Source organism: Pseudomonas sp. 2995-1, from assembly GCF_002742505.1.
Lineage (GTDB): Bacteria > Pseudomonadota > Gammaproteobacteria > Pseudomonadales > Pseudomonadaceae > Aquipseudomonas > Aquipseudomonas sivasensis.
In genome coordinates this window covers 69,812-96,730 of record NZ_LJSA01000490.1, presented here as the reverse complement: position 1 = coordinate 96,730, position 26,919 = coordinate 69,812, and the positions used below count along the sequence as shown (strand labels likewise).

Genomic DNA, 26,919 nt, shown 5'->3' with positions numbered 1-26,919 from the left:
ATGCCTTTGACTCGCAAAGCCTACCGTGCCGCCATCCTGCACAGCATCGCCGACCCCGCCATCGTTGGGATCGAAGCGTCCTATGAGTATTTCGAAGACGGCCTGCTGGTGATCGACAACGGCCAGATCAGCGCTGTCGGCCATGCTGGCGACTTGCTGCCGACCCTGCCGGCCGACATCGAAGTCACCCATTACCAGGACGCGCTGATCACCCCAGGCCTGATCGACACCCATATCCACCTGCCGCAGACCGGCATGGTCGGTGCTTATGGCGAGCAGTTGCTGGACTGGCTCAACACCTACACCTTCCCGTGTGAAAGCCAATTCGCCGACAAGGCCCACGCCGACGAAGTCTCGGATATTTTCATCAAGGAACTGCTGCGCAACGGGACCACCACGGCGCTGGTGTTCGGCAGCGTGCATCCGCAGTCCGTGAACTCATTCTTCGAAGCGGCCGAGAAACTCGACCTGCGCATGATCGCTGGCAAAGTGATGATGGACCGCAACGCGCCGGACTACCTCACCGACACTGCCGAAACCGGCTACCAGGAAAGCAAGACGCTCATCGAGCGCTGGCACGGTAAGGGCCGTCTGCACTATGCCGTCACGCCGCGATTCGCACCGACCAGCACGCCGGAACAACTGGCATTGGCCGGGCAACTGCTGGGCGAGTACCCGGACCTGTACATGCAGACGCACATCAGTGAGAACAAGCAGGAAGTCGAATGGGTGAAGGAGTTGTTCCCGGAGCGCAAAGGCTATCTGGATGTTTACGACCACTACAACCTGCTGGGCGAGCGTTCGGTATTTGCCCACGGCGTGCACCTGTGTGATGACGAGTGCGCGCGGCTGGCAGAGACGGGCTCGGCGGTGGCGTTCTGCCCGACGTCGAACTTCTTCCTCGGCAGTGGGTTGTTCAACCTGCCAATGGCCGAGAAGCACAAGTTGAATGTGGGCCTGGGCACTGATGTGGGCGGCGGCACCAGTTTCTCGCTGCTGCAAACGTTGAACGAAGCGTACAAGGTCATGCAACTACAAGGGGCGCGGTTGAGCCCGTTCAAATCGCTGTACCTGGCGACCCTCGGCGGAGCGCGTGCACTGCGCCTGGAGGACAAGATCGGCACGTTGCAGCCGGGCACGGATGCGGACTTTTTGGTGCTGGATTACAACGCCACGCCGTTGCTCAGCTATCGCTTGAAGCAGGCGAACAACATTGCCGAGACGTTGTTTGTGCTGATGACGCTGGGGGATGATCGGACGGTGTTACAGACCTACGCTGCCGGCCAACTCGTGCACCAACGCTGATCTCAACCGCTACACAAAACCAAACGTGGGAGGGGGCTTGCTCCCGATGGCAGTGGTTCAGTTAGTCATGTGTTAACTGATCCAGCGCTATCGGGAGCAAGCCCCCTCCCACATTTGTTTCCGGGTGAAACGGGGAAATTACAGTTTGACCGAAGAACGCCCCGGCTTTTTGGTCTGGAGCAAATGCGAAAACACCGCATGCAAATCATCCGACGCACTTTCCTCGTCGAGGTTGAGCTTGCTGTCGATGTGATCCATGTGATGCATCATCAAATTCACCGCCAGTGTCGCGTCCCGCGCTTCAATCGCGTCGATCAACTGGGTGTGCTCATCATACGAACAGTGCGAGCGGTTGCCGCTTTCGTACTGGGCGATGATCAGTGAGGTCTGGGACACCAGGCTGCGCTGGAAGCTGATCAGCGGCGCGTTCTTTGCCGCTTCGGCCAGCTTGAGGTGGAATTCGCCGGAGAGGCGGATACCCGCACCGCGATCACCACGGGAGAAACTGTCGCGCTCGTCGTTGACCATCTGGCGCAGCTCGGCCAGTTGTTCGGCGGTAGCATGCTGCACCGCCAACTCGGTGATCGCCCGCTCCACCAGACGCCGTGCCAGGAACACTTGGCGCGCCTCTTCCACGCTTGGACTCGCCACCACCGCGCCGCGATTGGGCCGCAGCAGCACGACGCCTTCATGGGCGAGGCGCGACAGTGCGCGACGAATGATGGTGCGGCTTACGCCGAAGATTTCGCCCAGTGCTTCTTCGCTCAATTTGGTGCCGGGCGCCAGGCGTTGTTCGAGGATGGCCTCGAAGATATGCGCATAGACGATATCGTCCTGGGTTCCGCTGCGACCGGCCTTGCCGGCTCGCGGTTGTTTCTTGAGAGGTTGCAACTGTTCGTTCATGGGCACTCGGGTTTGGAGAACGGCGGCGAATTAACGGTAATACGGCAAGCGAGGGTCGCTGGCAAGTATCACCTAAAAACACGGCACATTGTACACAACCCAATGCGCCAACACACTGTACGGCTGATTGCGCCGGCGGCTGTATTGCAATGAGTAGTTACGTTTGAGTTTAGGCTTGAATCTGCGCCGTCACCGGCAAATACCCAGGTAAAAGGAACACCTCTCCATGACCGAAGCCACTCAAGCGCCTTTGCGCCCGCTGGCCGACACTTCTCCATCGGCCATCGTCGCGGGTTTCATTGCGATGATGACCGGCTACACCAGTTCCCTGGTGCTGATGTTCCAAGCCGGGCAAGCCGCCGGCTTGACCACCGCGCAGATTTCCTCATGGATCTGGGCAATTTCCATCGGCATGGCGGTGTGCAGCATCGGCCTGTCCCTGCGCTATCGCACACCGATCACCATTGCCTGGTCCACGCCTGGCGCGGCGCTGTTGATCACCAGCCTGGGCGGCGTGAGTTATGGCGAGGCCATCGGTGCCTATATCACCTGTGCGGTGCTGGTGACGATCTGCGGGCTGACCGGCAGCTTTGAAAAACTGGTCAAACGCATTCCTGCCTCACTGGCGGCGGCCTTATTGGCAGGGATCCTGTTCAAGATCGGCAGCGAGATTTTCGTTGCCGCGCAGCATCGCACCGGCCTGGTGCTGGGGATGTTCTTCACGTATCTGATCATTAAGCGTCTGTCGCCACGTTATGCGGTGCTGGCCGCGCTGGTGATCGGCACCGCGCTGTCCGGGGTCATGGGGCTGTTGGATTTCAGCGGCTTTCACCTGGAAGTCGCGACGCCGGTCTGGACCACGCCGCACTTCTCACTGGCCGCGACGATCAGCATCGGCATTCCGCTGTTTGTGGTGGCAATGACTTCGCAAAACATGCCCGGCGTCGCCGTGTTGCGCGCCGACGGCTACAACGTGCCGGCATCACCACTGATCACAGCCACCGGCCTGGCCTCGCTGGTACTGGCACCTTTTGGCTCCCATGGCATCAACCTGGCGGCGATCAGCGCAGCCATCTGCACCGGGCCCCATGCCCACGAAGACCGCAACAAACGCTACACCGCGGCCGTGTGGTGCGGGGTTTTCTACGGGGTTGCAGGCGTGTTCGGCGCCACGTTGGCGGCATTGTTCGCAGCATTGCCCAAGGAGCTGGTGCTGTCGATTGCGGCATTGGCGTTGTTTGGCTCGATCATCAACGGCTTGAGTATCGCCATGAATGAGCCGAAGGAACGGGACGCGGCGCTGATCACCTTTATGGTCACCGCGTCAGGCTTGACGTTGTTTTCCATCGGGTCGGCGTTCTGGGGGATTGTGGCGGGGGTATTGACGCTGCTGATTCTGAACTGGCGCAAGGCATAAAAAAACGGCGACCCTCAGGTCGCCGTTTTTTTCAGTATCACTTAGCCGCGTTGATCGGCTTTTCCGGATACCACACGTCCAGCAACGGGCTGACTTCAGCCTTGGTCAGCTCGGAACGGGTTTTCAGCCAGGCTTCAACAGCAGCGCGCTGCTCTTCGGAGACCGAGCCACGCTTCTGCAGGCAAACCAGACCGAAGTCATCGCCGCCGACATAGCCCAGACCGTTGGCTTCCATGGCTTCTTTGATGAATGCTTCGAGGAAAGCGTCGATAGCTTCTTCACTCAGGCCTTCGTTGAAGTCCAGGTTCAGTTCGAAACCCAGCTCTTGAAATTCATCAACGCACAGTTTTTTGCGCAGACGCTGGGAACGGTTAGTCGCCATTGGAACAATCCTCATAAGTAATAACGGGCGGCACTTTAGCAGTTTAAGGCGACGATTGCCCGACTCTCTGGGACAGGCGGCACTTTGCCTGTAAAAAAAACGCTGATTTCCAGCTATGGTTCAGCCACAAGCGCGCCCACCTTGGGGCATAATGCCGACACTTTCATGACCAATGAGGGATTTTTCCTATTCACCCCTCGCCTTTTTCACCCTCCTCAGCAGTAGGGTTTCATTTCTTATGATCAAATCTTTACGTTCAGTCTTGCTAGCCGGTCTCCTCTTGCCACTGGCCCTCAGCGCCACAGCTGCCCCAGTCAATAACACCCTCCCCCCGAATGTTCAGCAGGCCCTGGCCAAAGCAAAACTGCAAAACACCGCGCTGTCACTGGTGATGATCCCCCTGAACGGCCCTGGCACCCCCACCGTCTTCAACGCTGACGTCTCGGTAAACCCCGCGTCCACCATGAAGCTGGTTACCACCTACGCCGCTTTGGAAATGCTCGGCCCCAACCACCAGTGGAAAACCGAGTTCTACACCGACGGCACCCTCAGCGGCGGCGTGTTGCATGGCAACCTTTACCTCAAGGGCGGCGGTGATCCCAAGCTGAACATGGAAAAACTCTGGCTGCTGATGCGCGACCTGCGCGCCAATGGCGTAAAGCAAGTCACTGGCGACCTGGTGTTGGACCGTGGCTTCTTTATCCCGCCACAACTGCCGGAATTCAATGACGACGGCAACGACGAGAACAAGCCCTTCTTGGTTAAGCCCGACGCCCTGCTGGTCAACCTCAAGGCCCTGCGCTTTGTGACCCGCAACGACTCAGGCCGTGTGATCGTATCGGTGGAGCCGCCGATCGCCAGTATTCGCATCGACAATCAGGTCAAGGTTTCCAACGCCAAGCAATGCACCGGCGACGTGCGCTACAACCCGGTCACTGCCGCCGATGGCAGCGTGACGGTCACCGTCAGTGGCCAACTGGGCGACGGCTGCAGCTCCCAGACGTACCTGTCACTGCTCGACCATGCCACCTATACCGCCGGCGCCGTGCGGGCAATCTGGCAGGAGTTGGGCGGCAGCATCCAGGGCCGTGATATCCAGGCACCCGTGCCCAAGGATGCCAAGTTGTTGGCCCGCGCATTCTCGCCGGACCTGGCGGAAATCATCCGCGACATCAACAAATACAGTAACAACACCATGGCGCAGCAGTTGTTCCTGAGCCTGGGCGCGCAGTTTCGCAACGATGCCGACGGCGACGACGCCAAGGCCGCGCAACGTGTAGTGCGTCAGTGGCTGGCGAAAAAAGGTATCACTGCACCACATCTGGTGATGGAGAACGGCTCCGGGCTGTCCCGTGCCGAACGGGTCAGCGCCCGCGAGATGGCCGCGATGCTGCAAGCCGCCTGGAAAAGCCCCTACGCTGCCGAATACATCAGTTCGATGCCGATTGCCGGCACCGACGGCACCATGCGCAAACGCCTGAAGACCACTGCGATGCGCGGCGAAGCCCACGTCAAGACCGGCACCTTGAACACCGTACGCGCCATTGCCGGGTTCAGCCGCGACAACAACGGCAATACCTGGGCGGTGGTGGCGATTCTCAACGATCCGAAGCCATGGGGCGCTTCGTCGGTGCTGGATCAGGTGCTGCTGGACCTGTATCGCCAACCTAAATTGGCGGCTTCAGCCCCAGTACTCTGACGCTGAACTGGGGCCTGTGGTGAGCGGCTTGCCCGCTCACCACAAAGGTCACTCAACACAGCGGCGTCGCCTCTACCCGATCCCTGCCCGCCTGCTTGGCGACATAAACGGCCGAGTCGGCGCGCAGCAACAACCCATCAATGCCTTCGTCGATCCGCCAACTGGCCACACCAAAGCTGGCAGTGACGATGCCCACCGCTTCCATAGGCTCGTTGCGCAGCGACTGCCACAATTCCATCGCCAGGCTGTAGGCCTGTTCGCCACCGGTGTTGGGGCAGAGCACCATGAATTCCTCGCCACCCAGCCGACAGAAGACATCGGAACGACGCAAGCGTTGGCCGATGCGTTTGCACAACTCCTGTAACACCGCGTCGCCGACCGCGTGACCATGCTTGTCGTTGATGCGCTTGAAGTGATCGATATCGAGCATGATCACCGACAATGCCCCGCTGGTCCGATTGAGCCTCACCATCTCGGCCCTGAGTCGGTCCTGAAAATAGCGGCGATTGTGAATTCCGGTCAGGGAATCAGTGATGGACAGTGCGCGTAGCTCCTCTTCAACCCGCTTCAAATCGGAAATGTCCGACACGTAGCCATGCCACAGCGTACCGCCACCCGGTAACTCTTCCGGTGTGGCTTCGCCGCGAATCCAGCGCAGACCCCGTTGTGGCAACTGCACCCGGTACTCTTCGCGCCAATGGCTCAACTGCAACGCCGACAGGCGAATCGAGGCTCGTACCCGCTCCACGTCCAGCGGGTGGATACGCTCGAAAACTTTCTTCGCGTCCTGCTGCAACACACCGGTTTCGATTTCATAAATGTCGCGCATACCATCGCTGGCATAGATGAACCGCCAGTTTTCGCGGGGCTCCAGGGTGAACTGGAAGATACCGCCGGGCACATGGGCGCTGAGTTTCTTGAGCAGGCGGTCACGGGCCGCCAATGCTTCGTAAGCGCGTTTTTGCTCGGTAATGTCCAGGTAAATCGCCAAGTGCCCGATCCACAAACCGTGATCATCCAGCAACACAGTGGCCAGCATGTTCACAGTCAACTGGCTGCGATCCTCGCGCACCAAGGTCCATTCCCGGGCTTCGTGCAGGTTATCCGGGCTCTCGACCAGCATCGCCTGACTGGCAGGGATTCGCTTGCCCAAGGCCACGCTCAGGCTAGCTGCACGGGCTTCCAGTTCCGACGCCAAGTGCAAGCTTTCCAGGGTCAACTTACCCACCACCTGCTCGGCTGAGAACCCGAGCATTTGTTCGGCACCGGCATTGAAGGTGTTGATGACGCCGCGTAAGTCGGTGGCAATGATGGCGACCTGGGTCGCCGCATTCAGCACGCTGCGCAGTTGGCCATGGGCACCGCGTAACTCCTGCTCACGCAGGCGCAACTGCACGGTACGCTGTTCCACCAGCTTCACGGCGCGCTGGCGTTGGCTCACCAGCACATAGAGCAAAGCGCTGAGCAACAGGCTGAGCAACCCGCCCATCGTCAGGATCGTGATCAACGAAGAATGGTTAGTCTGGTCGAACACCTGGCTCGGACGCAGGGTCAGGGCATAAACGTGGTCCCCCAAGGTAAGACGGCGCGCACCGATCAGGTCGCCGTTTGCCACGCTATTGCTCGATTCGTAGAGCACACGTTTCTGTAGGTCGGAGGTATCGACGATCTGCATCACCAGGTTGTCCCGTTCCGGCTTGGGCAAGCCGTCAGCTACTAACTGGCGCATGCTGATCACGGCCATCACGTAGCCAAAGGGCTCATGCTGGGACTGCTCGGAAGTGGACAGGTGACTGACCGGCGCCACCAGCAATACGCCAGTGGCATAAGCAGGCTCAACGCCTACCAGTTGCATGGGCTGGGAAACCGCCAGCTTGCCGCTTTTTTGTGCGCGCTCAAGGGCTGAGCGCCGCAGGGGCTGGGCCAGCAGATCAAAACCCAATGGAGAGCCCAGCAGACTTTGAGTCTGGCTGTAGAGCACCGGCACGTATTCATCACGCTCAGGCGCCGGGGCCAGTTCTCCGGCGCTATTTAACTCACGGATGACAAAGGGCGCACCACGCTGGCGGGACACCTCTTGTTCGAACTGGCTGCGTTGATCGCGAGACACGCGCGGCGCCCAGGCGTAGGCCCGGGTGCGCAATAGCAAAGGCTGGGCGAAACCATCGAATTCTTCACGGGACACGTCGTCGGAATTGACGAAGAACCGCCGCAGGCTGTTCAAGCGCTGTTCCTGATCTTCGAAGCGTTCCTGCAGGCGGGTATACCGCTCGTTGACCAGCAACTGGAAACGCTGGCGCACCTGTTGTTGATAGAGATCGAAGGACGCCCAGGCGACGATGAGCGTCAGGGTACAGCCCGCCAGAAACACCACCAATGCCACCAGCCAAGCCGACGCCTGCTCACTGATAAAGCCTAGGATTTTCGGGCGAACGGCTTGCATCGGCATAAGCAACACTCACAACGCCAGCGTGCGGGGGTGTCACTTTGGCTAGGCCTTAAGTTATAGCTATCGGCCCAGAGTTTGACCAGCGTAAAAAAGCCGCAAGACCGGATTAAACCAGGCTTGCGGCTTCAGGCTGTTGGTTAACCGCGAGCGGTGATTTTCCAGGCCCGATGGATCTTGGCGTTGCGCGCAAAATCCGGATCGATGGTCTTGTCGCTGATTTCCTCGACCGTGTAGCGCTCGCTGAGGTTTTCCTCCAGCGCGAACTTGCGGAAGTTGTTCGAGAAATACAGCACACCACCCGGTGCCAGGCGTGCCATCGCCAGGTCCAGCAACTGCACGTGGTCACGCTGCACGTCGAAAATGCCTTCCATGCGCTTGGAATTGGAGAAGGTCGGCGGGTCGATGAAGATCATGTCGAACTCATCGCGGCTGGCCTCCAGCCAGGCCATCACGTCACCCTGCTCCAAGCGGTTCTTGTCGGAGAACCCGTTGAGGGAGAAGTTACGACGCGCCCAGTCCAGATAGGTCTTGGACAGGTCAACGCTGGTGGTGCTGCGCGCGCCACCCTTGGCTGCATGCACACTGGCGGTGGCGGTGTAGCAATACAGGTTAAGGAAACGCTTGCCGGCCGCTTCCTTCTGGATACGCATGCGCATCGGGCGATGGTCTAGGAACAGGCCGGTGTCGAGATAATCGGTGAGGTTGACCAGCAGCTTCACGCCGCCTTCACTGACTTCGGTGAACTTGCCTTGGGCGCTCTGGCGCTCGTACTGCTTGGTGCCGCTCTGGCGCTCACGACGCTTGACCACCACGCGGCTCTTGTCGATGTTCAGCGCCTGAGGGATCGCCGCCAGCGCATCGAACATACGTGCAGAGGCTTTTTCCGGGTCAATGGACTTCGGCGCGGCATATTCCTGCACATGCACCCAATCGTGGTACAGGTCGATGGCCATGGAGTATTCGGGCATATCGGCGTCGTACACGCGATAGCAATCCACCCCTTCACGCTTGGCCCACTTGCCCAGCAGCTTGAGGTTCTTCTGCAGGCGGTTGGCGAACATCTGCCCGCCTTCGCTCAGGCGCGCCTGCTCGACCACAGGAGCCGGGGCTGGCTTGATCGGGTTGCCGTTCTTGTTGTACTGGCGCTCTTGTGGCTCGACCGGGGCTTGGTCGTAAACGGCCTGCTCACGTTCAGCCTGGCGCTGTTCCGGGGTACGACGCTCGCCGGTAACGAACTGATCCGGGTTGACCTTGATCAGCAGCAATTTGCACGGCAACGCGCCGTTCCAGAACGAATACTGCTTGTGGCTGCGAATGCCCATGCGCTTGCCCAGGTCCGGTGCGCCGGTGAATACCGCGGCTTCCCAGCCCATGCAGGCCTGGCGCAGACGCTCGCCGAGGTTCTGGTAGAGGTACAACAGGCTGGCTTCGTCACCCAGACGCTCGCCGTAGGGCGGGTTGCAGATCACCAGACCTTTTTGGTTCTGGTCCGGGCGCGGCTCGAAGGTGCCGACTTCGCCCTGGTACACCTTGATCCAATGGCTCAGGCCAGCACGCTCGATGTTGTTGCGCGCGGGCTGGATCAGACGCGGGTCAGCCTCGTAGCCACGCACCCACAGCGGGGTTTTGTTCATGCCGATGGCGGCACGTTCAGTGGCTTCTGTATGAAGTTTCTTCCACAGCGCCGGCACGTGGCCAAGCCAGGTGGTGAAGCCCCACAGTTCGCGGTTGAGGTTGGGGGCCATGTCGGCGGCAATCATCGCGCCTTCGACCAGGAAGGTCCCCACACCGCACATCGGGTCAGTCAGCGCGCCGCCTTCGGCAGCAATACGCGGCCAGCCGGCACGAATCAGGATCGCCGCCGCCAGGTTTTCCTTCAACGGCGCCGCGCCCTGCTGCAGGCGGTAGCCGCGCTGGTGAAGGCTGTGGCCGGAAAGGTCGAGGGACAGGATTGCTTCGCCACGGTCCAGGCGCAGGTGAATGCGCAGGTCCGGGTTGATCTTGTCGATGGACGGGCGTTCGCCGGTCGGGGTACGCAGCTTGTCGACGATCGCGTCCTTGACCTTCAGCGCGCCGAAGTGGGTGTTGTCGATGCCCGAACCGTGACCGCTGAACTCCACCGCCAGGGTGCCGTCGGAGACCATGTGGTCGGCCCATTCGATGTCCAGCACGCCGTGGTAGAGATCTTCGGCATCCTTCATCGGGAAGCGCTTGAGCACCAGCAACACGCGGTTGGCCAGGCGCGACCAGAGGCACAGGCGATAGGCGGTTTCCATGTCGGCCATGCCGCGCACGGCCGAGGTGTGCTCGCGGGCTTCCTCAAGGCCAAGCCCGACGGCTTCCTCGATCAGCAGGCCTTCGAGGCCCTTGGGGCAAGTGAGGAAGAGTTCAAAACGGTCCGACATGGGGCATTCCAGGCTTTTCAGCAATAAATGAACGGGCGACGCATCACCGGTTCGGTTTTCAATCAAGCACTTTTCTCGAAGAGTGCTCGCGTGGCACGAATGTGCCGTCCCACCCCGTCTGACGGGCCCTTGAGCCTTTATTGACGGGGCAGAGTGATTTTTTTTAGCAACAAAAAGAAATATTCCGACCCTTCGTCGAATAGTAACCGACCGCAACGGGCCAGCATTCTCACTAAAGGATTAAACCCATCCTCTTTGCAGGGTGCATCATAGCTGGCTTTGCCTCAAAAAAGGGGCGAAAAGCCATCCCAGCTTATGGCTATAGCATCGTAATCGTTACGTGCTTATGACAAAACGATCATTGAATCCGTGTGACCTATTGGTTAGAACTCAACACAGGTTGGCGCCGTAACGACGCCAACACCTAGGCTCGCCACGCCGGCAGCGAGCCCACCAACGGCAGAAAAACTCTGCCCGGCCTCAGACGAGGCCGAAGGATATCAAGACAGTCAACAAGTGAGGGAAACACCCTATGAGAAGACTTAAGCGTGATCCGTTGGAAAGAGCTTTTTTACGCGGATATCAATATGGCGTTCATGGCAAATCCCGTGAGCTTTGCCCATTTACTCTACCGTCGGTACGCCAAGCCTGGATCAACGGCTGGCGAGAAGGACGAGGCGACAACTGGGACGGTATGACTGGCACTGCGGGAATCCACAGACTCAACGAACTTCACGCCGTCGGCTAATCAAGGGCACTTAATTCCGACACCACCACGAATAGATTACGACTTAACCACGCACGCCCTCTCAAGGCGGCGGGCTTCGGCCCAGGGGCTCCTTTTAAGGAGCCCTTTTTATTGGGCGATCCTTCAACGCAATGCCGCTATCGCATCCACCGATTGACGAATAAGCGCCGGGCCTTTGTAGATAAACCCGGAGTACAACTGCACCAGGCTCGCGCCGGCAGCGATCTTCTCGGCTGCGTGCTTGCCTTCGGTGATACCGCCCACTGCAATGATCGGCAAACGCCCGGCCAACTCAGCAGCCAACACCTTGACGATATGGGTGCTCTTGTCCCGCACCGGCGCACCTGACAGGCCACCGGCTTCGTCGCCATGGGCCAACCCTTCGACGCCGACACGGCTTAGGGTGGTGTTGGTAGCGATCACTGCGTCCATACCCGAATCCACCAGGGCTTGGGCCACCAGTACGGTTTCCTCGTCACTCATGTCCGGGGCGATCTTGATGGCCAGCGGCACGCGCTTGCCATGGCGCACTGCCAAATCTTCCTGGCGCTGGCGCAGGGCTTCGAGCAACTGCTTAAGGGAGTCACCGAACTGCAGGCTGCGCAAGCCCGGTGTGTTCGGCGAGCTGACGTTGACGGTGACATAGCTGGCGTGGGCGTAGACCTTGTCCAGGCAGATCAGGTAATCGTCCACCGCTCGCTCAACCGGTGTATCAAAATTCTTGCCGATATTGATGCCGAGGATGCCCTTGTACTTCGCAGCCTCAACCCGCGACAGCAGGTGATCGACGCCGAGGTTGTTGAAACCCATGCGGTTGATGATCGCCTCGGCTTCAGGCAGGCGGAAGATCCGCGGCTTGGGGTTACCGGGCTGCGGCCGTGGCGTCACGGTGCCGATCTCGACAAAACCGAAACCCAGTTGCGCGAAGCCATCGATGGCCGCGCCGTTCTTGTCCAGGCCAGCGGCCAGTCCGACCGGGTTGGGGAAGTCGAGCCCCATCACTGATACCGGCATTTTTGCGGGTGCCTTGCACACCAGGCCGTTGAGCCCCAGGCGGCCACCGGCGCCGATCAGGTCCAGGGACAGATCGTGGGAGGTTTCCGGGGAGAGTTTGAACAACAGCTGGCGGGCCAGGGTATACATGGGCGGGCTAGACTCGGATGGCGGCGAAAGGTGGCGGCGATTATAGCCGGGGTGACGGGGTGCACGCGAGGCGTGCTACCCAAACATCAATAGCGCTGCTGTACGAGCAACTCATAGCGTGCCCAGATTTTCTCTGCATAGCGCATGCGCAATGCGTCGCGCTGAGGGCCTGAGCCGGCGCCAACATTGTAGGAACCTACCGCCGTCCAGTTGTAGCCAAAGCGCTGAATGAAATCGGCCAGTATGGAAGCGCCCACTTCCACTGAGAGGCAAGGCTCACTCAACAGCCGCTCCTCGGTAATGCCCAGCTTGAGCAAGCGGGGCAAATGAATACTGTTGATCTGCATCAGGCCGATGTCACGCGTACCATTTTGGTTTGCGTGGTTGATCGCATCTGCACGAAACCCCGACTCCACGGCAGCGATAGCCTGCAGCAATTCAGGCTCGATACCGTAGCGACTGGCGGTTTCCTCCCAGCAGTAGGCAAACGCCTGGTTTGCGCTGATCAATAGGCCGAGCAACAGCAGCCTGCGCCACAGCTTAGCCACGCCTGAGCTGGCCACAGGCCGAACACAGGTGCTGCGCGGCATCCGTATGCCCGGCCCCATGCCGCTCAACGTTCACCGGACAGGTGAAGCGATACCCACGACCGTAGATGGTCTTGATAAAACCCTTGTCGGCTCCAAGATGCTTGCGCAGCGAGTAAATGCAACGGGTCAGTGACTCCTCCGCGACCTCCCCTTGTGGCCAGGCCAGTTCAAGCAAATGATCCTTGGTCATCAGGACACCGCCAGAGGCAAGCAGCAACCGCAAAACATGCAGCTCCTTGGGCGGCAACTGAACATCGCTGACTTTACCGCTTAGACGACCATCGCCATGCAGTATCCACTGGGAGAAATACAGGGAAGTCGCAGTCAACCCATCATTCACGACGGCCATATCCACCTCGGCATCCGACTCATTCCTTATTTCCAGTACTGGCTCTTGTGCCCACGTCATGACTATAAAAAACCGCCTTGCAGCCCACGCTAGGAAAAAACCCATACAGCCGCCGCTTTTCAGCATCACCCTGTAAGACCGTTCATTTACAACTGTCAGATGCCCCTTTTCGATAGACCTCGTGCAATTCAATCCCCAGGCGATCCTCCAACTGCACCAACTCCCCCAACGCCAATAGCCGGCCGTTAACCCGAACCTCCACGCAGTGGTTGATTCCAGGCGCCAATGGCAGCACCTTCCCAGGCGCAAAGGCTGAAAGGCGCCTGAAACTGACCAGTTGTTCCTGTAGAAGAATTTCCATATGCACGGGTTAGCACCTTTTTCACGGAGAGATATCGCGACCCGGGTGCACAAACGCACGTTGCACTCGTTCGTATTGCGCCGCAGTCAACGGCGGCGCACCAACGCCTGCCGGTAACGCCTTCTCGCTACCCACGGCCCGGGACTGAATCACAAACAGACGAACCTTGGCCGAGCCATTTGATACGGCGTTTCGTCCCTGCTCATTGGCCTCACGGCTAAACGGCCCCAACCACAGGCGCTTGCCCTGCGGCACTTGCACCACGCTACTGACACTCACCCGTCCGACCGCGCTCGGTTTGCCGCGCCGACCTACCTGGCTCATCTGGCGACCATCCTCAACGTGGAGAAGCATCTCGATCTGATTCGCTTCGGCAAAACGCGGCAACACGCTGACTTGGGAGCCGTAATGCACAGGCTTCCAATCAGCATGATCCTGTCCGGGAGCGGGCAGATAGAAGGTGTGGTTATCCTGAAATACCGCTGGCACGTTCTCTTGGGTGAGAATCACCGGTAACGTCATCACTTTCGCTCGCCGCCGATGCTCCAGCGTGGCGATTTGCGCCATCAAGCGGTTATCGTCAATCGGTTCCAGGATTCGCGTGGCCTGACCCTTCGCCTCCTTATCCCAGGCAGGCTCCAGTTTTTTCAGGTCGTCACGCTCCACGTCCACCATCCAGAGCGAGACTTCGACAGACCGCTTGGGTGTGTCCAACTCGGCGATCAATCGCTCGATGAATCCCAATTGCTCAGGTTCGCCCTTGATCAGCAGGCTGTTGGTATCCAAATAGGGGATCACCGCCAGACTCTGGTCGGCCAGTGGTCCGTCCTCCTCAGACGCCAGCAGGGTGTCGATCAGCGACGCGATCCCCGGCACCGTGACCTTTTCCGGGCCCATGGAGTACACCCGGTCAGCAACATGGGTGTTGAGTACCTGGACGACAGCAAACGCCTGGGTACCCACGCGCAAATCAGCACGTTCAAGGTCCATCAACTGGGCCAGTTGCAACACCTGATCGACATAATTAGGCGGACCCGACAAGGAGAATGTCCGAGCTCCGCTGATCCTAAGGGGGTAGCGCGTTTCATCAACCCCAGAGCGGCGCATGAGGGCACGAAACCTGTCGACGGATATATGCAACAACGTCACGGTCGAGCTTTTTGCTTCGCTGACGTCATAGATGTAGAGCGCCTGCCCGTCGCCGTACCAGATCAAGCCGTATTGCAATGCAAGCGTCTCCAGGGCGTGTTGAGGTGTATCGAGGTCAATGACTTCACTGATGCGTGTGCGCGCCACTTCACTGCTCACGACAATGGGCAGGCCCATAGGCACGGACAAGGCAGTAAAGACGGTATGCAGGCTCTCGTCCTGCGCCTGATAGGTTTCGCCATGGGCATCGGCACCTCCCAGCATCAGCGCGGCAAGCAGTAGCCAGAGGCAGGGAGTCGTTAAGGGGAAGTCAGCGTACACCGTAGGTTTCCTGGGCGGCCTGGCAGTGAGAGGCGGCCATACTGAGAGGCCGTCCATTTTCAATCTTGATGGAAAGGTGACGGCCGACAGCGCTTCCAGGCCCGTGGCATGTGCCTTGCTTTGCACTCGGTATCAGAGCGCACTCCAACGGCGGAGCGAGCTTACGGACAAAGGCGTCGTTACCCGCAATGGCCTTGCATCGCCATCTGAGGGAACGGCGCTTTTTTTTGAAAGAAAAGGTAGGTGTTGATGAACGATTCGGTTGGCAGCAGCCCGACAAGAGACCCGCTGGCCTGGGTCAACGGCAGTGATGCTCCGGAAAAGAGCAGCCTCGACCTTGGCTTCATGGCTTTGAGCGACTGCGCCTCCTTGGTGGTGGCGGCAACCCAGGGCTTCGCTCAACCTTATGGCCTGACGCTAAACCTCAAGCGCCAATCCTCGTGGGCCAACCTGCGGGACAAACTGGTCAGCGGTGAACTGGACGCCGCCCACAGCCTGTACGGGTTGATCTATGCCGTTCACCTGGGCATCGGCGGCGTCGCACCCACCGACATGGCGGTGCTGATGGGACTGAACCAGAACGGTCAAAGCATCAACCTGTCCCACGGCCTGCAACGGCAAGGGGTGGTCACTCCTGAGGCATTGGATCGTCACGTGCACCAAAGCCGAACAAAACTGACCTTCGCCCAGACCTTTCCCACAGGTACCCACGCCATGTGGTTGTACTACTGGCTCGCAAGTCAGGGCATTCATCCGTTACAGGATGTGGACAGCGTCGTGGTACCGCCCCCGCAAATGGTTGCGCACCTGCAAGCTGGTCGGATTGATGGCTTTTGCGTCGGAGAACCCTGGAGTGCCAGCGCAGTCGCGCAAAACCAGGGCTTTACACTGGCAACCACCCAAGCGATCTGGCCGAACCATCCAGAAAAGGTGCTCGGCTGCACACAGGCCTTCGTCGACCAATACCCCAACACCGCCCGCGTATTGGTCATGGCTATCCTCGAAGCCAGCCGCTTTATTGAAGAAAGTATCGAAAACCGGCGTTCCACCGCGCAGTTGCTCAGCGGCCGCGAGTACCTTGACGCGCCTCTCGACTGCATCGAACCCCGCCTGCTGGGCATTTATGACGATGGCCTGGGCAACCACTGGCAGGATCCCCATGCCCTGCGCTTTTTCGCCGATGGCGAAGTGAACCTGCCATATCTCTGCGATGGCATGTGGTTCATGACCCAGTTTCGACGCTGGGGCCTGCTGCGCGAAGACCCTGATTACCTGGGCGTTGCGCGCCAGGTCCAGCAACTGGCGCTGTATCGCCAGGCGGCAGACGCGCTGGGCATCAATGCGCAACGCCAGGACATGCGCAGCAGCCAACTGATCGACGGCAAGGTGTGGGACGGCTCGGACCCCGTCGGCTACGCCCGCAGTTTCCGATTGCATGCCATCGCCGACCACGCCAACCGCCAAGCCTTGCGCTGACAGGAGCACTTCTATGCTGCGAATCCTGTTGATCAATGACACCCCGCGCAAGGTCGGGCGCCTGCGTACGGCGCTGATCGAAGCTGGCTTCGAGGTGATCGATGAGTCCGGCCTGACCATCGACTTGCCAGCACGCGTCGAAACAGTGCGCCCGGATGTGATTCTGATCGATACCGAGTCACCGGGCCGCGATGTGATGGAGCAAGTGGTGCTCGTCAGCCGCGACCAGCCCCGGCCTATCGTGATGTTTACCGACGAGCACGACCCGAACGTGATGCGCCAGGCCATCAAGTCCGGTGTCAGTGCCTATATCGTCGAGGGCATCCAGGCCCAGCGCCTGCAACCGATCCTCGACGTGGCCATGGCCCGCTTTGAAAGCGACCAGGCCTTGCGCGCCCAGCTTCAGGCGCGGGACCAGCAGTTGGCCGAGCGCAAGCGCATCGAACTGGCCAAGGGCATGCTGATGAAAATGAAGGCCTGTAATGAGGAAGAGGCCTACACACTGATGCGCCGCCAAGCCATGAGCCGCCAACAGAAACTGATCCAAGTGGCAGAGCAAATCATCGCCATGAGTGAACTGCTCGGCTGATGTGGCGCGGGACTTGCTAAACAATCATCACAGGTAACCAACGGCGGTTGCCCCTCCACGACAAAGACGTCGCACATCCGGTTTGCCCTCGCGAACCCGATGGCGGCGTTTTTTCGTTTTGGCCCCAGCAGCACGGGGCCGGTGGGGCTGCCTCAGCCGGCTGCTCCATCACTAGGCCTTCTTACAAGACTCCCAACCGTTGAGGTGCGTGATGAAATCAAGCTTCTGGAAATCCGGGCACACCCCGACCCTGTTTGCCGCGTTCCTGTATTTCGATCTGAGCTTCATGGTCTGGTATTTGTTGGGCCCGCTGGCGGTACAGATTTCCGCCGACTTGCACCTGACCACTCAACAACGCGGCTTGATGGTGGCTACACCGATCCTTGCGGGCGCTGTGTTGCGCTTCCTGATGGGCATGCTGGCGGACAAGCTATCCCCAAAGACAGCCGGGCTGATTGGCCAGGTGATTGTGATCGTCGCGTTGTTCGGCGCCTGGAAACTGGGGGTTCACAGCTACGAACAAGCCTTGTTGCTAGGGCTGTTCCTCGGTATGGCCGGCGCATCCTTTGCAGTGGCGTTGCCGTTGGCGTCCCAGTGGTATCCAGCCGAACACCAGGGCAAGGCCATGGGCATCGCCGGCGCCGGTAATTCGGGCACAGTGTTCGCTGCATTGTTGGCCCCGGTACTGGCGGCGGCCTTTGGCTGGAGCAACGTGTTCGGCTTCGCACTGATTCCGCTGATCCTGACCCTGATCGTGTTCGCCTGGCTCGCGAAAAATGCGCCTGAACGCCCTAAAGCCAAGTCCATGGCTGATTACTTCAAGGCTCTGGGCGACCGCGACAGTTGGTGGTTCATGTTTTTCTACAGCGTGACCTTCGGTGGCTTTATCGGCCTGGCCAGCGCCCTGCCCGGCTATTTCAACGATCAATACGGCCTGAGCCCCATGACCGCCGGCTACTACACCGCCGCCTGCGTGTTCGGTGGCAGCCTGATGCGCCCACTGGGCGGCGCCTTGGCCGACCGTTTCGGCGGGATCCGCACACTGCTCGGCATGTACAGCGTCGCAGCAATTTGCATCGCGGCAGTCGGTTTCAACCTGCCCAGTTCCTACGCGGCGCTGGCGCTTTTCGTCTGCACCATGCTCGGTTTGGGCGCAGGCAATGGCGCTGTGTTCCAACTGGTACCACAGCGTTTTCGCCGTGAGATCGGCGTGATGACCGGCCTGATTGGCATGGCCGGCGGCATCGGCGGTTTCGCCCTGGCGGCGGGCATGGGTGCGATCAAGCAGAGCACCGGAAGCTATCAATTGGCCTTGTGGTTGTTCGCGAGCCTGGGCGTATTGGCCTGGTTCGGTCTGCATGGCGTCAAGCGCCGCTGGAGAACTACTTGGGGTTCGGCCGCTGTGACCGCCGCGCGCGTCTGATGAGCCTGCAACTGAGCATCGCCCACGCCAGTGCCATCGGCCCACGGGCGGAAAACCAGGATGCGCTGCGGGTGGTTACCCCCGCTGCGGAACTGGCGGCGAGCAAAGGCTATCTGTGCGCCATGGCCGACGGCGTGAGCCAGTGTGCAGACGGTGGCCTGGCCGCCCGCTCAACTCTGCAGGCCCTGGCCCTGGATTACTACGCCACGCCGCAAACCTGGGGCGTGGCACAGGCACTGGAGCGGTTGCTAATCGCACAGAACCGCTGGCTGCAGGCCAATGGGGGAGGTCAACCGTTGCTGACCACCCTCAGCGCTTTGGTCTTTCGCGGCCAGCGCTTCACCCTGGCCCATGTCGGCGATTGCCGGGCATATCGCTGGCTGGACGGCGAGTTGCAGCGCATCAGCGAAGACCATGTGTGGGAACAGCCGGGCATGCAGCATGTGCTCAAGCGTGCCCTTGGCCTGGATCAACATCTGGTCCTGGATTTTCTCGACGGTCAATTGCGCGAGGGTGAGTGTTTCCTGCTGCTCAGCGATGGCGTGTGGGCAACCCTGGCCGATCACAGCATCAGCGCGATCCTGCGTGAACAAACCGACCTCGACTTGGCGGTAAGCACCCTGATCAACGCCGCGCACCTGGCGGGTAGCCAGGACAATGCCAGCGCCCTGCTGGTGCGTGTCGACACGGTCGGCGAGGCCACACTCGGTGACGCCTTGGTGCAGCTGCAGCAATGGCCCTTGCCACCGCCGCTCAAAGCCGGGCAACACTTTGAAGGTTGGCAGGTCGACGCCGTCCTGGCACACAGCAGGCAGTCATTGTTGTACCGGGTACGTGATGCCCAGCAGCAACCCTGGCTGCTGAAAACGCTGCCCCTGAGCCGCGATAATGACAGCGACGGCGGTCAGGCATTGTTGTCGGAAGAATGGTTTCTGCGACGGGTTGCCGGGCGGGCGTTTCCGGAAGTCCATACGGCCAGCGGGCGTCAGCATTTGTACTACGTGATGCGTGAATATCCCGGTATGACCCTCGCCGAGCTCTTTCAGCGCCAGGGCCCACTGCCCCTGGCGCAATGGCAGTCCGTCGCCGAGCGTTTGCTGCGCGCGGTGGGCATGCTGCATCGACGGCAGATCCTGCACCGCGATATCAAGCCGGAAAACCTGCTGCTGGGGGACGACGGAGAATTGCGAGTCTTGGATTTCGGTCTGGCGTATTGCTCCGGCCTGTCAGAGGATCGCGCCCATGTGCTGCCCGGCACTCCGAGCTTTATCGCGCCTGAGGCGTTCAATGGCGACCGTCCTACAGCACAACAGGATTTATATAGCGTTGGCGTGACGCTGTATTTCCTGCTGACCGGGCACTACCCATACGGTGAAATCGAAGCTTTCCAACGACCTAGATTTGCCCAATCCATCACCGCCAGCCGCTATCGTCCGGACCTCCCGGACTGGCTCCCTCTGAGCCTGGAACGCGCTGTGGCAGCGCAGCCGGCGCATCGCTACGAGACTGCCGAGGAATGGCTGCTGGTGCTGGAGCAGGCTGATCGCCAAGAGCTGAGCATCCGTCCGAGGCCACTCCTTGAGCGCGAACCTTTGAAGGTTTGGCGCACCTTGGGCCTGGTCTCGATGCTGATCAATCTGATTCTTCTGTATTCACTCTTTCATAGCTGACGTCAGCTCTAGACGAGGAAAAACACATGAACGCAAAAGTCTGGCTGGTGGGCGCAGGCCCCGGCGACCCAGAACTGTTGACCCTCAAAGCCGTACGGGCAATGAACGAAGCCGATGTAGTGTTGATCGATGATTTGGTCAACCCGGCCGTACTGGAGCACTGCGCCGAGGCTCGTGTGATTACCGTGGGTAAACGCGGTGGCTGCCGCTCAACCCCGCAGGATTTTATCCATCGCCTGATGCTGCGTTACGCCCGCCAAGGCAAGTGCGTGGTGCGGCTAAAAGGTGGCGATCCGTGCATTTTCGGACGCGGTGGTGAAGAGGCCATGTGGCTGCGCGAGCGTGGCGTCGAGGTGGAGTTGGTCAACGGGATCACCGCAGGGCTGGCGGGTGCGACGAACTGCGCGATTCCTCTGACATTGCGCGGTGTCAGCCGCGGCGTGACGTTGGTCACGGCCCACACTCAAGACGACAGCAGCGTTAATTGGCGCGCGCTGGCAGAAGGTGGAACGACATTGGTGGTGTACATGGGGGTGGCCAAGCTGGAGGAGATTCGCCAGCAATTGCTCGGAGGCGGGATGGCAGCTGATATGCCAGTGGCGATGATCGAAAATGCATCACTGCCCCAGCAGCGCGAATGCCGTAGTGAGCTGTCACGCATGCACGAGGATGCTCATTCCTTTGCCTTGAAGAGCCCTGCAATCCTGGTGATTGGCAGTGTTGCCGCCACCGACCAAGTGGCCTACATCACGGCAGCGGCCAGTGCCTGAGGCAAATTCCAGGCGAAAAAAAGCCCGGCCTGAGCCGGGCTTTTTTCTACTCAGTAATTACTGAGCTTGAGCTTCAACCGACGCTTCTACGCGACGGTTAACAGCACGACCTGCTTCAGTTGCGTTGTCAGCAACTGGGCGGGATTCGCCGTAACCAACAGCAGTTACACGGCTAGGAGCAACGCCGTCTTTAACCAGGACTTGCTTAACAGCGTCAGCACGACGCTGGGACAGCTTCTGGTTGTAAGCGTCTGGACCTACGGAGTCAGTGTGACCAGCAACTTCTACGTTGGTAGCTGGGTACTGAGCCATGAAGTCGGCCAGGTTTTTCACGTCGCCGTAGCTGTTAGGCTTAACAACGGATTTGTCGAAGTCGAACTTAACGTCCAGCTCAACACGAACAACCTGAGCAACTGGAGCTTCTGGCTCTGGAGTTGGCTCTGGAGCTGGTGCTGGAGTAGGAGCTGGAGCAGCTGCGCCAGCGTTACCGCCGAAGTTTACGCCCAGGCCGACCAGTGCGGAGTAGTCCCACTTGCCGTTGTCCAGACCGTAGTCAGCTTCAACACCGGCACGAGCGTACAGGTTGTTGGTGAAGTAGTACTTCACGCCAGTACCGACGGTAGCGAAAGTGGTCTGATCGCGGCCGCTGTGGCCGTCAGCTTGTACGTTGCCACGGCTCTGGTGGCCGAAACCGCCTTCAACGTATGGACGCAGGCTGTCAACACCAGCTTGACCGAAGTGATACTGGGCAACCAGGCTGCCGGTATCGCCTTTGATCTTCTGGCTACCAGTACCGTCGTTCGAACGGGTGTGGTTGGTTTTGTCGTAGGACAAGTTCAAGGACAGGTCGTCGGTCAGGAAGTAACCGATGCGAGCGCCAGGATTGAAGCCGTCTTCGATGTGCTTGACGCTATCGTTGTACTGCTTCTTGTAGAACAGCTCGCCTTCAACTGCGCCTTGGCCTTGTGCCAGAACGCCGAAAGAAGTTGCGGCAATAAGAGAACCAATGGCCAAGCCCAAGGTGTTTTTCAGTTTCATCCGTTAAATCCCCATCTGGTGATTGTAAAGCAGTCCCACAAACCGGGGGACAACTCGGCGACAAGTCTAACAGAACTTGCCTACACGTAAGAGATATTTGCCACGCACTAAGTTTCAGTCTCGCCCGCAAATTTCTCACGTAATTTATCTAGAGCACGTTTGTAACGCATTTTTGTAGCACTCAAACCCATGTGCATGATGTCAGCGATTTCCTGGAACTCGAGCTCTGCGACAAATCGCAGCACCAGAATTTCCCGGTCAATCGGGTTCACATACACCAGCCAGCGATCGAGTCCGCCCTTTTCCTCGGGTGCCGGCGACTTCTCTTCAGTCGCCTCCTCAAGGGGGTCCAGACTCAAAGCGTCCATCAAGCGACGCTTTCGCCGTTCCTTCCGATACTGCGTGATGCACTCGTTGTACGTGATGCTGTAGAGCCAGGTCTTGAACTTCGATTTACCCTCAAAGTTCTTCAGGCCGTACAACACCTTGAGCATCACTTCCTGACAGACATCGTCCGCATCTCTATCGTTCCCTAAATACCTTGAACAAACGTTGAACAGAGTGCGTTGATATCTGCGCATCAATTCTTCGTACGCGCGAGTGACGTGAAACAGCTCCGTGTGCGAGCGCGCGACCAACTCCTCATCAGAGAGCTCACGGGGGTCATAGCGCGTGGACAGCGTTTGGGCTTTATTCAAAACAAGTCGTGCCGACAGTCAGGTCAATGTCCGCTACAGCCCGGTCAGCCGAGCTTGCGGCGGCGTACATTAGCAGGGTTTACCGGATTAGCGGCTACTGACCTGCTGCTCCAGGAGAATCCGATTGGACAACGACACCAGGTCACCGTCATCGGTCAGCACCGTCGTCTTGACCGTGCCGATCTCCTCGATTTGCCCTTCGACCTCGCCTACACGCACCTGTTGCCCAACTTGATACAGCTCGCGCACATAGATTCCCGCAAGAATCTGACCCGCAATTTCCCGGCTTCCCAAGCCCATGGCCAGCGCAACGGCCAGACCAACGGTAATCAAAACGATCACAATTACATGGTTGAGCAGGTCAGTCTTGACCTCCAACTGGCTGATCGCGACCGAAATACTGATGATGATCACCAACCCCTGGGCAATTCGCCCCAGGCCAGCAGCATAATCCAGCCCCACGCCTTCGGCAGCGCCGCGCACCAGCCCATTGGCCAGTTGCGCCAGCAGAACACCTACCAGCAGTACCAGCGCGCCGCCGAAAACTTTCGGTAAATACAGCGCCAGCATGTCGAGCGTAGCTGAAACTCGCTCAAGTCCAAGGGATTGAGCCGCAGAAACCAGAAAAATCAGCAAAACGAACCAATAGACGATCTTACCGATCAACGTGGAGATCGGCACTTGCAGCCCGGCACGCCCCAGTAGCTTGGTCAGGCCAGTGCCTGCCATCAGGCGATCAAGCCCGAGTTTAGCGAGCAATTTGGACAGCAGGGTATCGAGCAGCTTGGCTACGACAAAGCCCAGCAATACCAGGACCAGAGCACCAAACAGGTTGGGAATGAAGTTCGCCACCTTGGTCCACAATGCGGTCATTGCAGTGACCAGGCTCTGGGTCCAGAGATCAAGTTCCATATTCAATCAGCCTTATCAGCAGTGCGAGCAAGAGGTTTACGACGGGAAACCGGTGAAACGTGGGCCGAACCGTTGTTCAAGGCCATCATCAACGCCGGCACCCAGCGGCCGAGCAGACCGAACAGGTCACCCGCGCCCACCTGGCGGTTAGCGGTTTTCAACACGCGGCCCAGGCAGGCATCGTCGTCACGGTTGGACGGCGAGGCATTGAGCATGTCACGTAAAGACTGTTCGAACGGATCGTGCATAAAGACCTCTCGCAAGTGTTTTAAAGACGAGGGGAAAATTCCTGGGGTCACATAGGACCCTTCCTACATTCAGGTGATATTCAGCTCAAACCCAGCGTAACCGCCGAAATAGCCACCATTGTCCGAGGGCCACCGACACCATCAACAGGCACGCAATGATGAAGCCATAGGGGCTCTCAGAGAAAGGTATGCCTCCCACATTTATACCCAGTAAGCCGGTCAAGAAGCTCATGGGCAGGAAGATTCCAGTGATGATCCCAAAGCGATACATCGTGCGGTTCATGCGCACGCTCAAGCGCCGGTCTTCGGCCTCCAGCACAAGCCCCACGCGCTCGCGGGTCAATTCGAGCTCTTCCAGATAGCGGGTCAGGCTGTTGTTCAATTCGTTCCAATAGTCGGCATCGTCATCGCAAAACCATGGCAATTTGATCCGCGTCAGTTGAGCAAAAATGTCCCGCTGCGGCGCGAGGAATCGCTTGAGCCCTGCCGCTCGTCGACGGATCTGCAACACGCTGCCGTGCTCCGGAGTATACCGTTCGTCGGTATCGAGTTTTTCTTCCTCGGAATCCACGACTTCAGAGAGGTCCGTGACCAGATCCTGCACTTTATTGGTCAGGTACTGCGCCATATAAAGGATGAGTTCAGACGCAGTTCTTGGCCCTTTTCCCTCCGCCAGTTGCACAAGCAGTTCCTCGGTAGCGCGCAGCGGGCGCAGGCGCAAGGAAATCACGCGGCTGGCGGCGGCGAAGATACGCACCGACACCATGTCTTCGGGCTCTGCACCCGGATTGAGGTTAACCCCGCGCAGGAACAGGAGAAGCTCGCCCTCTGGCAGCGGCAACAAGCGCGGGCGGGTGTTCTCCTCCAGCAGCAGGTCGCAGGCAAATTCGCTCAGGCCACTGGATTTACGCAGCCAGGTCTGGGTCTGCGGATGGCTGCGATCCCAATGCAGCCACAGGCTTTCCTGGGGCTGCAGTTGCAAGTCGTCGAGCTCAGTCCGGGCAATCGAACGCGCACCGCCTTTACCGTCCAGCACCAGGGCATGCACCAGCCCCCATTGCGCGTTTTCTTCCTCGAACATCCTCACCCCGTCGGTTATTGCGGTTTATTCAGGCATTTTCAGCGGGCTTGGCGACACAATCACGCCATTATTATCCGCATAGATGTACTCACCCGGACGAAAGGTCACGCCGGCAAATGTGACCACCACATTCAAGTCACCGATGCCGCGCTTGTCGGTCTTCATCGGGTGGCTGGCCAGGGCCTGGACACCAAGATCGGTCTGCGCGATGACATCGACATCACGGATGCAACCGTAGATCACCAACCCTTCCCAGCCGTTTTTTGCGGCTTTCTCGGCGATCATGTCGCCCAACAACGCGCGCCGCAGGGAACCGCCCCCGTCGACCACGAGCACCTTGCCGGCGCCCGGCTGGTCGGCTTGCTCCTTGACCAGCGAGTTATCTTCGAAGCACTTGATGGTGACAATCTCGCCGCCAAAGGAATCTCGGCCGCCAAAATTACTGAACATCGGCTCGACCACCTGCACCAGATCCGGGTAGGCGTCGCACAGGTCGGGGGTCACGTAATGGTTCATCGAAAAATTCCTTTCTGCCAGAGAAGTGTCTTTCAAAGAAGTACCGGCCGAAGCGGACGGGGAACATCCCTTTCGCCTCGCCGCAACGCAAGAGCCACTGCGCGACTGAATATGACCAGAAGCGTTCAGCGCGTCATATCTTAGCCGCAACCTCGCACAAGCGAAACGCCCTTGGCAGAGCGCTGCGTCAAACCGTCGCCACTGTATCGACCGGGGCGCCAAGCAACGGTGTGAGCGGATCTTTTAACCATTGCGCCACCAGCGGCCATACTTCGGCCTGGGCGGCCTTGCTCACCAGCATTTCCACGTGCCCGAAATCCTCGGTAAAACCTTGCTGGCGGCCCAGGCAAAGGTATTGCCGATGCTCAGAACCGATTTGCTCGAACAACTTGCGACATGCCCAATCAGGGTCCTGTTGATCACCGGCAGCACTGACGGCCAACAGCGGCACATCGACGGTTGCCAGGCCTTTCCACCAGTCCTGCTTACCCTCGCCAAAGCGTCCAAACAGGCCATTCCAACGCATGGCTTCGATCAGCACGCCTGCGGGCTCATCCTCCGGACCGCGCTTGAGGCGCGAGCCGGACAATTCCCCGAAGCGTTTCAGAAGCAATCGACCGGTCCACTCCACCGGAGGAAGCTTCAATGGCCAGTGGGTGCGACTGACCTGGCAACCAAACAAGGCCACGGAAGCCACTGCCGGCGCGCCAAGGTGCTCACCACCCAGCGCTGCCGCCAAGGCTGTGCCGCCCAGGGAGTGCCCGATCCAGTGGGGGATCTGCGCACTTTGCTCTCTCACAAACGCGCCGATAGCCGGCAAATCATAGCGCGCGTAGTCGGCGACCCGATTTTTGGCGTAGTCATGATTGCGCTTGGACAAACCATGGCCGCGCATTTCCGGTATCCACACATCGAAGCCCTGGCGCGCCAGGAAAGCACCCAAGCCGATGCCTTTAGGCGAATACCAGAAACGCCGATTAGAAAAACTGCCGTGCAACAAAATAACCGGGATGCCCCGGTTTTCCGGGACATCGGCAAGGCCCAAACGGGTAACTGCCAGCTCAACGGTGCCGTCGGGGCTATTACCGGGTTTGAGGCGATATACATCTTCACTCAGGTCGCCACGACGTTCAGCGCTGATCAGGGCGACGGGAAACAGATTGCTGCTGCTTTGCATAATGCTCTTGCACAAAAAAGGGCGGCGTCCGGAAGGAGATCCGCCCTGCACAGATAAGAATGCCGGTCACCCACAACGAGTGACCGGCACTTTTGACGTA

The 26,919-nt window shown here is 59.2% G+C and carries 25 protein-coding genes; 9 read left to right on the top strand and 16 right to left on the bottom strand.

Translation table 11 applies throughout. The features are described 5' to 3' along the window. Window positions 1–1,305 (top strand): guanine deaminase, encoded by a 1,305-nt coding sequence (gene guaD / locus AOA61_RS25085; protein WP_095185354.1) that lies wholly within the window; start codon window positions 1–3, stop codon window positions 1,303–1,305. Between the two features lie 138 nt (window positions 1,306–1,443). Here guaD and AOA61_RS25080 read toward each other — a convergent pair whose 3' ends face one another. Then, window positions 1,444–2,208: a GntR family transcriptional regulator gene (locus AOA61_RS25080; RefSeq protein ID WP_017134778.1), complete on the bottom strand. Its 765-nt coding sequence runs from the start codon at window positions 2,206–2,208 to the stop codon at window positions 1,444–1,446. A 226-nt stretch (window positions 2,209–2,434) separates the two neighbouring features. On the opposite strand from AOA61_RS25080, the gene AOA61_RS25075 reads away from it, so the two are divergent. Next, window positions 2,435–3,625, top strand: coding sequence for a benzoate/H(+) symporter BenE family transporter (locus AOA61_RS25075; RefSeq protein WP_099602946.1), 1,191 nt, complete (start codon window positions 2,435–2,437; stop codon window positions 3,623–3,625). Between the two features lie 37 nt (window positions 3,626–3,662). Here the strand turns inward: AOA61_RS25075 and AOA61_RS25070 are convergent, their stop codons facing one another. Beyond that, window positions 3,663–4,007, bottom strand: a complete 345-nt coding sequence (locus AOA61_RS25070; protein WP_016979277.1) for a YggL family protein — start codon at window positions 4,005–4,007, stop codon at window positions 3,663–3,665. A 238-nt stretch (window positions 4,008–4,245) separates the two neighbouring features. Between AOA61_RS25070 and dacB the strand changes: the two genes are divergently transcribed. Beyond that, window positions 4,246–5,706 (top strand): D-alanyl-D-alanine carboxypeptidase/D-alanyl-D-alanine-endopeptidase, encoded by a 1,461-nt coding sequence (gene dacB / locus AOA61_RS25065; RefSeq protein WP_099602945.1) that lies wholly within the window; start codon window positions 4,246–4,248, stop codon window positions 5,704–5,706. A gap of 52 nt (window positions 5,707–5,758) precedes the next feature. Here dacB and AOA61_RS25060 read toward each other — a convergent pair whose 3' ends face one another. Further along, complete coding sequence (locus AOA61_RS25060) at window positions 5,759–8,155, bottom strand: diguanylate cyclase (RefSeq protein ID WP_099602944.1); 2,397 nt, start codon at window positions 8,153–8,155, stop codon at window positions 5,759–5,761. Window positions 8,156–8,292: 137 nt separating this feature from the next. Further along, on the bottom strand, window positions 8,293–10,560 hold the full coding sequence (rlmKL, locus tag AOA61_RS25055; protein WP_032887613.1) for a bifunctional 23S rRNA (guanine(2069)-N(7))-methyltransferase RlmK/23S rRNA (guanine(2445)-N(2))-methyltransferase RlmL: 2,268 nt from the start codon (window positions 10,558–10,560) through the stop codon (window positions 8,293–8,295). 532 nt (window positions 10,561–11,092) lie between these two features. Here rlmKL and AOA61_RS25045 point away from each other — a divergent pair. Then, window positions 11,093–11,308: a ribosome modulation factor gene (locus AOA61_RS25045; protein ID WP_002553055.1), complete on the top strand. Its 216-nt coding sequence runs from the start codon at window positions 11,093–11,095 to the stop codon at window positions 11,306–11,308. Between the two features lie 123 nt (window positions 11,309–11,431). Here AOA61_RS25045 and AOA61_RS25040 read toward each other — a convergent pair whose 3' ends face one another. The 5 genes from AOA61_RS25040 to sctC form a co-directional block, all read right to left on the bottom strand. Continuing rightward, the gene (locus AOA61_RS25040) at window positions 11,432–12,451 is read right to left on the bottom strand and encodes a quinone-dependent dihydroorotate dehydrogenase (protein WP_095185350.1); all 1,020 of its coding nucleotides are present in this window, start codon (window positions 12,449–12,451) and stop codon (window positions 11,432–11,434) included. 86 nt (window positions 12,452–12,537) lie between these two features. Then, the gene (locus AOA61_RS25035; RefSeq protein WP_032888087.1) at window positions 12,538–12,999 is read right to left on the bottom strand and encodes a transglycosylase SLT domain-containing protein; all 462 of its coding nucleotides are present in this window, start codon (window positions 12,997–12,999) and stop codon (window positions 12,538–12,540) included. Next, window positions 12,992–13,390, bottom strand: a complete 399-nt coding sequence (locus AOA61_RS25030; protein WP_032888085.1) for a winged helix-turn-helix domain-containing protein — start codon at window positions 13,388–13,390, stop codon at window positions 12,992–12,994. Before AOA61_RS25030 ends, AOA61_RS25035 begins: the two co-directional genes overlap by 8 nt. Window positions 13,391–13,532: 142 nt before the next feature. Beyond that, a complete protein-coding gene (locus tag AOA61_RS25025; RefSeq protein WP_032887609.1) occupies window positions 13,533–13,757 on the bottom strand; it encodes a FliM/FliN family flagellar motor switch protein in 225 nt (74 codons plus the stop codon). Between the two features lie 15 nt (window positions 13,758–13,772). Beyond that, window positions 13,773–15,164 carry a type III secretion system outer membrane ring subunit SctC gene (gene sctC, locus AOA61_RS25020; RefSeq protein ID WP_099602943.1) on the bottom strand — a complete coding sequence of 464 codons (1,392 nt, stop codon included), beginning with the start codon at window positions 15,162–15,164 and terminating at the stop codon, window positions 13,773–13,775. A gap of 306 nt (window positions 15,165–15,470) precedes the next feature. On the opposite strand from sctC, the gene AOA61_RS25015 reads away from it, so the two are divergent. The 5 genes from AOA61_RS25015 (at window position 15,471) to cobA (ending at window position 21,149) form a co-directional block, all read left to right on the top strand. Continuing rightward, entirely contained in the window at window positions 15,471–16,697 is a 1,227-nt protein-coding gene (locus AOA61_RS25015; RefSeq protein ID WP_099602942.1) for a CmpA/NrtA family ABC transporter substrate-binding protein, read from the top strand. Between the two features lie 13 nt (window positions 16,698–16,710). Beyond that, on the top strand, window positions 16,711–17,286 hold the full coding sequence (locus AOA61_RS25010) for an ANTAR domain-containing response regulator (protein ID WP_032887604.1): 576 nt from the start codon (window positions 16,711–16,713) through the stop codon (window positions 17,284–17,286). Window positions 17,287–17,497: 211 nt separating this feature from the next. After that, window positions 17,498–18,709, top strand: coding sequence for a NarK/NasA family nitrate transporter (locus AOA61_RS25005; protein ID WP_095185347.1), 1,212 nt, complete (start codon window positions 17,498–17,500; stop codon window positions 18,707–18,709). Further along, the gene (locus AOA61_RS25000; RefSeq protein WP_099603118.1) at window positions 18,709–20,379 is read left to right on the top strand and encodes a bifunctional protein-serine/threonine kinase/phosphatase; all 1,671 of its coding nucleotides are present in this window, start codon (window positions 18,709–18,711) and stop codon (window positions 20,377–20,379) included. Before AOA61_RS25005 ends, AOA61_RS25000 begins: the two co-directional genes overlap by 1 nt. 26 nt (window positions 20,380–20,405) lie before the next feature. Next, a complete protein-coding gene (gene cobA / locus AOA61_RS24995; RefSeq protein WP_032887600.1) occupies window positions 20,406–21,149 on the top strand; it encodes a uroporphyrinogen-III C-methyltransferase in 744 nt (247 codons plus the stop codon). A gap of 57 nt (window positions 21,150–21,206) precedes the next feature. Here the strand turns inward: cobA and AOA61_RS24990 are convergent, their stop codons facing one another. From AOA61_RS24990 to AOA61_RS24960, 7 genes are all read right to left on the bottom strand, one after another. Further along, window positions 21,207–22,187 (bottom strand): OmpA family protein, encoded by a 981-nt coding sequence (locus AOA61_RS24990; protein ID WP_032887598.1) that lies wholly within the window; start codon window positions 22,185–22,187, stop codon window positions 21,207–21,209. 107 nt (window positions 22,188–22,294) lie between these two features. Beyond that, on the bottom strand, window positions 22,295–22,885 hold the full coding sequence (gene sigX, locus AOA61_RS24985; protein ID WP_032887596.1) for an RNA polymerase sigma factor SigX: 591 nt from the start codon (window positions 22,883–22,885) through the stop codon (window positions 22,295–22,297). Window positions 22,886–22,972: 87 nt separating this feature from the next. Next, the gene (locus AOA61_RS24980) at window positions 22,973–23,797 is read right to left on the bottom strand and encodes a mechanosensitive ion channel domain-containing protein (RefSeq protein WP_003175519.1); all 825 of its coding nucleotides are present in this window, start codon (window positions 23,795–23,797) and stop codon (window positions 22,973–22,975) included. A gap of 2 nt (window positions 23,798–23,799) precedes the next feature. Further along, window positions 23,800–24,045, bottom strand: a complete 246-nt coding sequence (locus AOA61_RS24975) for a hypothetical protein (RefSeq protein ID WP_025854229.1) — start codon at window positions 24,043–24,045, stop codon at window positions 23,800–23,802. Between the two features lie 85 nt (window positions 24,046–24,130). Beyond that, entirely contained in the window at window positions 24,131–25,126 is a 996-nt protein-coding gene (locus tag AOA61_RS24970; RefSeq protein WP_099602941.1) for a zinc transporter ZntB, read from the bottom strand. Window positions 25,127–25,150: 24 nt separating this feature from the next. Beyond that, window positions 25,151–25,642 carry a ribonuclease E activity regulator RraA gene (gene rraA, locus AOA61_RS24965; RefSeq protein ID WP_032887592.1) on the bottom strand — a complete coding sequence of 164 codons (492 nt, stop codon included), beginning with the start codon at window positions 25,640–25,642 and terminating at the stop codon, window positions 25,151–25,153. Between the two features lie 187 nt (window positions 25,643–25,829). Continuing rightward, entirely contained in the window at window positions 25,830–26,819 is a 990-nt protein-coding gene (locus tag AOA61_RS24960; protein WP_032887590.1) for an alpha/beta fold hydrolase, read from the bottom strand. Window positions 26,820–26,919: the final 100 nt, after the last annotated feature.

Excerpts from the sequence above, each read along its gene's own strand:
- cobA (WP_032887600.1), top strand. The coding sequence starts at position 20,406 with ATGAACGCAAAAGTCTGGCTGGTGGGCGCAGGCCCCGGCGACCCAGAA.
- AOA61_RS24990 (WP_032887598.1), bottom strand. The coding sequence starts at position 22,187 with ATGAAACTGAAAAACACCTTGGGCTTGGCCATTGGTTCTCTTATTGCC.
- AOA61_RS25010 (WP_032887604.1), top strand. The coding sequence starts at position 16,711 with ATGCTGCGAATCCTGTTGATCAATGACACCCCGCGCAAGGTCGGGCGC.
- AOA61_RS24975 (WP_025854229.1), bottom strand. The coding sequence starts at position 24,045 with ATGCACGATCCGTTCGAACAGTCTTTACGTGACATGCTCAATGCCTCG.
- AOA61_RS25000 (WP_099603118.1), top strand. The coding sequence starts at position 18,709 with ATGAGCCTGCAACTGAGCATCGCCCACGCCAGTGCCATCGGCCCACGG.
- AOA61_RS25045 (WP_002553055.1), top strand. The coding sequence starts at position 11,093 with ATGAGAAGACTTAAGCGTGATCCGTTGGAAAGAGCTTTTTTACGCGGA.
- AOA61_RS25070 (WP_016979277.1), bottom strand. The coding sequence starts at position 4,007 with ATGGCGACTAACCGTTCCCAGCGTCTGCGCAAAAAACTGTGCGTTGAT.
- AOA61_RS25075 (WP_099602946.1), top strand. The coding sequence starts at position 2,435 with ATGACCGAAGCCACTCAAGCGCCTTTGCGCCCGCTGGCCGACACTTCT.
- rraA (WP_032887592.1), bottom strand. The coding sequence starts at position 25,642 with ATGAACCATTACGTGACCCCCGACCTGTGCGACGCCTACCCGGATCTG.
- AOA61_RS25080 (WP_017134778.1), bottom strand. The coding sequence starts at position 2,208 with ATGAACGAACAGTTGCAACCTCTCAAGAAACAACCGCGAGCCGGCAAG.
- AOA61_RS25060 (WP_099602944.1), bottom strand. The coding sequence starts at position 8,155 with ATGCCGATGCAAGCCGTTCGCCCGAAAATCCTAGGCTTTATCAGTGAG.
- sctC (WP_099602943.1), bottom strand. The coding sequence starts at position 15,164 with ATGCTGGGAGGTGCCGATGCCCATGGCGAAACCTATCAGGCGCAGGAC.
- AOA61_RS24960 (WP_032887590.1), bottom strand. The coding sequence starts at position 26,819 with ATGCAAAGCAGCAGCAATCTGTTTCCCGTCGCCCTGATCAGCGCTGAA.
- rlmKL (WP_032887613.1), bottom strand. The coding sequence starts at position 10,560 with ATGTCGGACCGTTTTGAACTCTTCCTCACTTGCCCCAAGGGCCTCGAA.
- guaD (WP_095185354.1), top strand. The coding sequence starts at position 1 with ATGCCTTTGACTCGCAAAGCCTACCGTGCCGCCATCCTGCACAGCATC.
- AOA61_RS25015 (WP_099602942.1), top strand. The coding sequence starts at position 15,471 with ATGAACGATTCGGTTGGCAGCAGCCCGACAAGAGACCCGCTGGCCTGG.
- AOA61_RS25040 (WP_095185350.1), bottom strand. The coding sequence starts at position 12,451 with ATGTATACCCTGGCCCGCCAGCTGTTGTTCAAACTCTCCCCGGAAACC.
- AOA61_RS25005 (WP_095185347.1), top strand. The coding sequence starts at position 17,498 with ATGAAATCAAGCTTCTGGAAATCCGGGCACACCCCGACCCTGTTTGCC.
- AOA61_RS24980 (WP_003175519.1), bottom strand. The coding sequence starts at position 23,797 with ATGGAACTTGATCTCTGGACCCAGAGCCTGGTCACTGCAATGACCGCA.
- AOA61_RS25030 (WP_032888085.1), bottom strand. The coding sequence starts at position 13,390 with ATGGCCGTCGTGAATGATGGGTTGACTGCGACTTCCCTGTATTTCTCC.
- dacB (WP_099602945.1), top strand. The coding sequence starts at position 4,246 with ATGATCAAATCTTTACGTTCAGTCTTGCTAGCCGGTCTCCTCTTGCCA.
- AOA61_RS24970 (WP_099602941.1), bottom strand. The coding sequence starts at position 25,126 with ATGTTCGAGGAAGAAAACGCGCAATGGGGGCTGGTGCATGCCCTGGTG.